Source organism: Rhodococcus sp. P3_B8, assembly GCF_056402775.1.
This window is the reverse complement of record NZ_JBFUGT010000429.1, coordinates 1-4,423: the sequence shown is the minus strand read 5'-3', so window position 1 is coordinate 4,423 and position 4,423 is coordinate 1. Positions and strand designations below refer to the sequence as shown.

The 4,423-nt window shown below is 69.6% G+C and carries 5 protein-coding genes and 1 pseudogene; all 6 read left to right on the top strand.

Annotation, left to right across the window (positions count from 1 at the left end; genetic code table 11):
- On the top strand, positions 1-211 hold a 211-nt coding region (locus AC1D1G_RS42150), incomplete at its 5' end, for an HIT family protein (RefSeq protein WP_477956592.1).
- Positions 212-290: 79 nt separating this feature from the next.
- Positions 291-956 (top strand): phosphatidylinositol phosphate synthase, encoded by a 666-nt coding sequence (pgsA, locus tag AC1D1G_RS42145; RefSeq protein WP_283331879.1) that lies wholly within the window; start codon positions 291-293, stop codon positions 954-956.
- Positions 953-1,858, top strand: a complete 906-nt coding sequence (locus AC1D1G_RS42140) for a phosphatidylinositol mannoside acyltransferase (RefSeq protein ID WP_283331878.1) — start codon at positions 953-955, stop codon at positions 1,856-1,858. The genes pgsA and AC1D1G_RS42140 overlap by 4 nt, the downstream gene beginning before the upstream one ends.
- The gene (locus AC1D1G_RS42135; protein WP_283331877.1) at positions 1,855-2,982 is read left to right on the top strand and encodes a glycosyltransferase family 4 protein; all 1,128 of its coding nucleotides are present in this window, start codon (positions 1,855-1,857) and stop codon (positions 2,980-2,982) included. The genes AC1D1G_RS42140 and AC1D1G_RS42135 overlap by 4 nt, the downstream gene beginning before the upstream one ends.
- Positions 2,979-4,001, top strand: a complete 1,023-nt coding sequence (locus AC1D1G_RS42130) for an NUDIX hydrolase (RefSeq protein ID WP_477956591.1) — start codon at positions 2,979-2,981, stop codon at positions 3,999-4,001. Before AC1D1G_RS42135 ends, AC1D1G_RS42130 begins: the two co-directional genes overlap by 4 nt.
- A 152-nt stretch (positions 4,002-4,153) precedes the next feature.
- Positions 4,154-4,423, top strand: a pseudogene (locus AC1D1G_RS42125) (pyridoxal 5'-phosphate synthase lyase subunit PdxS); the annotation flags it as partial.

Genomic DNA, 4,423 nt, shown 5'->3' with positions numbered 1-4,423 from the left:
GATCAAGCGGGTGTCGCGGCCGGACGGTTTCAACGTCGGTCTCAATCTCGGTGCGGCGGCAGGCGGTTCGCTCGCCGAGCACCTGCATCAGCACATCGTTCCGCGCTGGGGCGGGGACGCGAACTTCATCACGGTCCTCGCCGGGGTCAAGGTCATGCCGCAGTTGCTGCGCGAGACCCGGGGGCTGCTGGCGAAGGCCTGGAATGAATGACGCGATAGATGAATGACGCGGGAGTCGCTGGCTCACGCGTGCGGGGTTCCTGGCAGGAAGTGAAGAACGGGGTGGAGAGGTGCTGAGCTTCTTCGGACGGGCATCCGTGTCCAAGGTGACGGCACCATTGGGGAAGGCTCTGGTCAAGACCGGGCTCACCCCCGATTCCGTCACCGTCATCGGCACCGTGGCGACCGTGGCCGGCGCGGTCACACTGTTTCCCAGCGGACATCTGTTCTGGGGAGCGATGTTCATCTGGCTGTTCGTCATGTTCGACATGCTCGACGGTGCCATGGCCCGCGCCCGCGGCGGCGGAACCCGGTACGGTGCCGTTCTCGACGCCACCTGCGACCGGGTGGCCGACGGTGCGATCTTCGCCGGTCTCGCCTGGTGGGCGGTCTATCACGAGAACAGCAAGCCGCTGCTGATCGCGACTCTGCTGTGCCTCGTCACCTCGCAGGTGATCTCGTACGCCAAGGCGCGCGCCGAGGCCAGTGGACTGTCCGCCGACGGTGGACTCATCGAACGACCCGATCGGCTGGTCATCGTGCTGGTCGGTGCCGGCGTGACCGGGCTCGGAGTTCCATGGGCCATTCACGTCGCGATGTGGTTGCTGTCGGCGGGCAGCGTCATCACCGTGTTCCAGCGGGTGCTGGCCGTTCGCCGGTCGCCGGGCGCCCGGGACGTGCTGCCCCTCCCGCCTGCGGACACGACGCCGGAAGACGGACAGGCGAGCGCGCAGTGAGCGGCCTGTCGGAACGCATCAGCGACCTGGGGTACGCGACCGGCTGGCGCCTGGTCCGTGCGCTGCCGGAGAAGGCCGCGGTCGCCCTGTTCGACAGGGGAGCCGATTTCGCCGTCCGGAACGGCGGCCCGGAACAGTTGCGCCGCAATCTCGCCCGCGTGCTCGGTGTACCCGCGGCCGAGGTGCCGGACACCCTGATGCAGGCGTCGATGCGGTCCTACGCGCGCTACTGGCGGGAGGCTTTCCGGCTGCCGTCGATGGACCTCGTGAAGACGGGCGCCGCCCTCGACGAGCTGATCGAAGGCCAGAAGCACCTCGACGCCGCGAAAGAAGCCGGCCGGGGCGCGGTCATGGCACTGCCGCACAGCGGCAACTGGGACATGGCGGGTGTGTGGTGCGCCCAGCACTGGGGCGGGCTGTCCACGGTCGCCGAGCGATTGAAGCCGGAGTCGCTGTACCGGCGGTTCGTCGACTACCGCGAAGGGCTCGGCTTCGAGATCTTCCCGCTCAGCGGGGGAGAGAACCCCCCGTTCGTGGAACTGTCGGCGCGACTGCGCGGCAACGGGATCGTGTGCCTCCTCGGTGAACGCGACCTGGCGAAGAAGGGCGTCCCGGTGACGTTCTTCGGGGAACCGACGCGCATGCCCGCCGGCCCCGCGAAGCTGGCGATCGACACCGGCGCGCCGCTCCTACCGGTGCACTGCTGGTTCACAGACGGCGGGTGGGGTTTCCGCATCGACCCGCCGATCGACACCACCGCGGGGGTTGCCGCGGCGACTCAGGCCCTGGCGGACCGGTTCGAAGCCAACATCGCGGCACATCCCGAGGACTGGCACATGCTTCAGCCGCTGTGGCTCTCCGACCTGTCCCAGTCGAGGCTCTCCCGCATGGAGAACTCGTGAAGATCGGAATGGTCTGCCCGTACTCGTTCGACGTCCCGGGCGGAGTGCAGGCTCACGTCGTCGACCTCGCGGAGGTTCTGATCGAGCGCGGGCACAAGGTGAGCGTCCTCGCGCCGGCGTCCGACGACGTCGACCTGCCCGACTTCGTCGTCTCCGCGGGACGCGCCCTCGCCATTCCCTACAACGGCTCGGTGGCCCGGCTGAGTTTCGGCCCCGCCGCGAGCGCCCGCGTGCGGCGCTGGATCTCGGACAACAACTTCGACGTCCTGCACATCCACGAGCCGAACGCGCCGAGCCTGTCGATGCTCGCCATGCGCGTGGCCGAGGGGCCCATCGTGGCCACCTTCCACACGTCGACCACGAAGTCGTTGGTGCTGAGCACATTTCAGGGTGTACTCCAGCCCTACCTGGAGAAGATCAGCGGCCGCATCGCGGTGTCGGAACTCGCGCGACGCTGGCAGGTGGAATCACTGGGCTCCGATGCGGTCGAGATCCCCAACGGGGTCGACGTCCAGGCGTTCGCGAACGCCGAGCCGCTGCCCGGCTACCCGCGTCCCGGAAGGACCATCCTCTTCCTCGGCCGCTACGACGAGCCCCGCAAGGGCATGGCGGTGCTTCTCAAGGCGCTACCCGCCCTGGTGGAGAAGTATCCCGACCTCGAGGTGCTGGTGGTCGGCCGCGGCGACGAGGACAAACTGCGCCGCGAGGCCGGCCCGGTCTTCGGGCACCTGCGTCTGCTCGGCCAGGTCGACGATGCCGACAAGGCATCGGCACTGCGGAGCGCCGACGTGTACTGCGCACCCAACCTCGGTGGTGAGAGCTTCGGCATCGTGCTGGTGGAGGCGATGGCCGCGGGAGCCGCCGTCGTGGCGAGCGAACTGGACGCGTTCCGCCGGGTCCTGCGGGACGGGCAGGCCGGCGTGCTGGTGCCGGTCGGGGATGCGGCGGCGCTCGCCGCCGGGATCGACTCGGTGCTCGGCGACCCCGAGCGCAGCGCCGCACTCACCGACGTCGGCCGAACGGTGGTCACCGAATACGACTGGCCGGTGGTGGCCGAACAGATCCTGCGGGTCTACGAGACGGTCACCGTCGGCCGCGACGGCGTCCGGGAGGTCGGATCATGACGTTCTCCGCCCTCACGATCCTGGTCCTCGCCCTGGTCGCAGCCGTTGTCCTGGCGATCGGCCTGTGGGCGTACGGAACGGCCAACCGCCTCGACCGCCTGCACGTCCGCTCCGACCTGTCCTGGCAGGCTCTCGACGCGGCCCTCGCCCGCCGGGCGGTGGTCGTGCGGGCGGCGGCCGCGGCGATGGACCCACCCGAAGGCAGGTCGCTGGCCGCGCTGGCGGCCCGGGCCGAACGGTCGGACCGGGCCGACCGGGWGATCGCCGAGAACGCGCTGTCCAGTGCGCTCTCGGCCCTCGACCCGGAGACCCTGCGCCCCCAGTTGGTGGCGGAACTCGCCGATGCCGAGGCGCGGGTGCTGATCGCCCGCCGATTCCACAACGACGCCGTCCGCGACACCCTCGCACTCCGCACCCGGCGTCCGGTCCGATGGCTGCACCTCGGGGGCACGGCCCCGCTGCCGACGTACTTCGAGATCACCGAACGCTCGTCCGCCGCTGCGTTCACCGAGGGTCTGTCCCTCGACTCCGTCCGGACATCCGCCCGGGTGGTGCTGCTCGACGGTGAGGGCCGGGTCCTGCTGCTCCGGGGTCACGACCCCACCGTCCCCGACATCTACTACTGGTTCACGATCGGTGGCGCCGTCGAGAAGGGGGAGAACCTGCGGGCCGCCGCGGTCCGGGAGATCGCCGAGGAGACGGGGCACACCGCGTCGCCCGAATCGCTGCGCGGACCCATGTGGCGGCGGGTGGCCATCTTCTCCTGGAACGGGCAGCTGATCCGCTCCGAGGAACTGTTCTTCGCGCTGCGCACCGACGGATTCGAGCCGCACCACGGGGGCTTCACCGAACTCGAGAACCGCACCATCACCGGTCACCGGTGGTGCACCGCGGACACGGTTCGTGAACTGGCGGCAGCAGGCGAAGCCGTGTACCCGCACGACCTCGCGGATCTCCTCGACGAGGCAGGCGCGGTGGCCTCGGCCCCGGACGAACCCGAGGTGCGCGCGATCACCTGAGCCGCCCCGGGCGTCCGGAGAAAGCCAGCAATCGCGGACTGGCTACGGAAGTGGACCGCCCCTCGTCCTAGAATCGGGTACTGCAGCGTGAACGTCGTCGCTCACGCATGCCGCTATCGAAGTCAATCCACGCCACAACCCAGGAGTTCGCTGTGAGCACCCCCGACACCACCCCCACCACCGGTACGGCACGCGTCAAGCGTGGCATGGCCGAGATGTTGAAGGGCGGGGTCATCATGGACGTCGTCACCCCCGATCAGGCGAAGATCGCCGAGGACGCCGGTGCGGTCGCGGTGATGGCGCTCGAGCGGGTGCCCGCGGACATCCGGGCGCAGGGTGGGGTGTCCCGGATGAGTGATCCGGACATGATCGACGGCATCATCTCCGCGGTGTCGATCCCGGTGATGGCCAAGGCCCGGATC